General features: G+C 74.5%; 4 protein-coding genes. All 4 read right to left on the reverse strand.

Features of this window, described 5'->3' with window-relative positions:
* A partial coding sequence (locus ABZ371_RS31540) for a DUF3618 domain-containing protein (protein WP_358686129.1) occupies positions 1-693 on the reverse strand: 693 nt, incomplete at its 3' end.
* Positions 669-1,094: a phage holin family protein gene (locus ABZ371_RS31545; RefSeq protein ID WP_358686132.1), complete on the reverse strand. Its 426-nt coding sequence runs from the start codon at positions 1,092-1,094 to the stop codon at positions 669-671. The genes ABZ371_RS31545 and ABZ371_RS31540, both read right to left, overlap by 25 nt.
* Position 1,095: 1 nt before the next feature.
* Positions 1,096-1,677 (reverse strand): hypothetical protein, encoded by a 582-nt coding sequence (locus ABZ371_RS31550; protein WP_358686135.1) that lies wholly within the window; start codon positions 1,675-1,677, stop codon positions 1,096-1,098.
* A gap of 293 nt (positions 1,678-1,970) precedes the next feature.
* Positions 1,971-2,483 carry a hypothetical protein gene (locus ABZ371_RS31555; protein WP_358686137.1) on the reverse strand — a complete coding sequence of 171 codons (513 nt, stop codon included), beginning with the start codon at positions 2,481-2,483 and terminating at the stop codon, positions 1,971-1,973.
* Between the last annotated feature and the right edge of the window lie 90 nt (positions 2,484-2,573).

Genomic DNA, 2,573 nt, shown 5'->3' on the forward strand with positions numbered 1-2,573 from the left:
GGCCAGCACCAGATGTGGGCCTCCCACTTCATCTCCTACGAGCAGCATGGCCCCGCCGGGGCCCTGCCTCCGGGCCTCACCGGCCACCTGCTGTCCGGACTCGCGGGCCCGGTCGGTGACCTGCCCGGCCTGGTCCCTGCCCTCGTCGCGGGTGGTGCGGGCGGCGTCCGCCGCGCTCTCCTTGACCTCCTCCGCGGCCTGCTTCGCGGTCTCGGTGGCGTCGTCCTTGACGCGCCGGGCGGATTCGGCCGCGGCCTCCTTGACCGGTTCGATCGCGTCGCCGGCCTGTTCGGACAGTTTGCCCGCCGCCTGCTCCTCCGCCTGGGACCCGGGCAGGAGGGAGGCCGCCAGCAGCCCGGCGCCGAAGGCGATGAGCCCGGCGGCCAGAGGATTGCCCTCGGTCTGCCGTATCGCCTGTTCCGGAGCCTGTTTGACCGCCTCACCCACCTGCCCGGCACCTTCCGGGACGGCGTGTGCGGCCTTCCGGGTGCGGTCGGCGGCCTGGCTCCGGGTCTCCGAGGCGCCGCCCATCACCCTGTGACGCAGGCCGGTGGCCCTCGACCGCATGCGGTCGGTGCGCCGCCGCATCACGCGCTTCGGGCTGGTGCGGTCGGTCAGCAGACCGACGTCGTCCGAGAGCCTGTCGCGGGTCGCCTGGATGTCGGCCTTTACCTGGTCGGGTGACGTGCCCACTGTGCGTCCTCCTTCAGTGTCTCCACGGTTCGTGCCGGCTGGGGTGACACGCGCCGCATCCTGGACCGGCCCATCACGTACAGCACGCCCGCGACGGCCGCCCACACGGCGGTGACGACGAGGGCGGCCCAGCCGGCGTCCATGACGTTGGCCAGGCCGAACACGGCCGCCAGCGACAGGAACAGCGCCACCATGTAACCGGCGAACCCCGCTCCGCCGAGCATGCCGGCGGCCTTGCCCGCCTTGGTGGCCTCTTCACGGATCTCCGCCTTGGCGAGTTCCACCTCCTGACGGAACAGCACCTGCATGTCCGACGTCACCCGTGAGACCAGCTCGCCGACCGAGCGGTCCTCGTCCGGGTGTCGTGCCGTGGTCCTCGTCCGGGTGGTGAGCGACGACATCTCACACCCCCGGACGACGTGGGAGTTCCGCCGGGGCCGGGCTGCCCGGCCCGAGCGGGGCCACCTCCTGGTGCTCGGCGGCCGGACGGCCACCGTCCGAGGAGTGCGCCGCCTTGCCCGCCTTGCCGAGGCGGCCGACGGCGAGGCCCGCCAGGACCGCCCCGCCCAGGAAGACACCCGGACGCCGACGGCCGAAGTCCCGGAGGTCGCCGAGCATGCCGTCGAGGCTGTTGCCGGCGAGGTAGTCGGCGGCACGGTGGCCCTGGTCCGCGGTGCGGGCGGTGAGGCTGCGCGCGGGGGAGTCCTTCCGGGCCCCGTCGGCGAGGCCCCCGAGATCGTCCGCCCACTGGCGCACCGCGTCCGCCAGGCGGTCCGTCTGCTCCTGGCCCTCGTCCATGAGGCGCCGCTTCAGATCGTGTACCGCGCTGTCGGCCTGCCTGCGCGCCTCGCCCGCGACCGCCTTCGCCTGTTCGGCGGCGGTTCCGGCCACCTCGCCGGCGGCCTGCCCGGCCTGCGCGGTCGTCGCCGAGGCCTGCTCTCTCGCTGTCCGACCCACCTGCTGTGCCCGTTCGGCTTCCCTCATGAGCCATCCCTCCTTTCGACGGTGCACCGGCCGGGGCCTCGGGCCCACCGGGCGCCGACGCGCCTGTCCATGGGCCGTACCGCTCTGCGCGGCGGATCCGGCTGACACCTTTTCCGTGCCCTTCACCTCGCGGGTAACCATGGGAAATGCTCGCAAACAATCTCGGAAAGGACTTTTACGGACATGCCGTGAGGCGGTGCGGGCGGGGGAGGAACGCGGGAGTGCCGCGTCGCCGGATCCGGGAGGGGCGGCCGCGCGCTCGGTGCCGCCGCGGCGCTCGTGGCGCCGGGCCCTCAGCGCACCGCGGGGGCGTCCAGGCCGAGCCGGGCGAGGAGGCCCGCCCGGTGCAGGGCGGCTATCGGCTGCACCAGATCGGGGTGGCGGAGCAGGGCGGCTGCCTCCAGGTCGTGGGCGTCGGGCGCGACCAGGCGCCGGAAGCCGGCAACGGCACCGCCCGTGTCCTCGCCCGCGGCGAGGGCGGCCACCGCGGCCTCGGCCAGGACGGGGGCGGCCAGCAGGCACGCGGCCCAGCTGGCGACCACCTCGTCCACCCACGAGGACCACGGGTGGTCCTCACCGGCGCCGGACATCCCCGTCACCCGGTCCAGCCGGGCCGATCCCCCCGGCCCGGCCATGGCCACCAGGGCGGCGTCCATCGCGCTCGGGTAGCGCAGCAGGGCGGCGACCGTGACGGCCTGGCACGCCTGCACCTCCGCCAGCGCGGACGAGAACGCGCCCCGCGAAGGGTAGGCGCGCGTGAGCCACCGCGCGCTCGCGCTGATCAGTGGAGAGAGTTCGACGTGCACTGCCGGCCACCCGTGGTCGCCCCGGAAACATGACTGCCGACGCTACGCCGGGGCGTTCGCGCCCCCCATGACGCGGGACACAGACCGGCA

Origin of the sequence: Streptomyces sp. NPDC005899 (assembly GCF_040629645.1) — a bacterium.
Taxonomy (GTDB): domain Bacteria; phylum Actinomycetota; class Actinomycetes; order Streptomycetales; family Streptomycetaceae; genus Streptomyces.

Excerpts from the sequence above, each read along its gene's own strand:
- ABZ371_RS31545 (WP_358686132.1), bottom strand. The coding sequence starts at position 1,094 with ATGTCGTCGCTCACCACCCGGACGAGGACCACGGCACGACACCCGGAC.
- ABZ371_RS31550 (WP_358686135.1), bottom strand. The coding sequence starts at position 1,677 with ATGAGGGAAGCCGAACGGGCACAGCAGGTGGGTCGGACAGCGAGAGAG.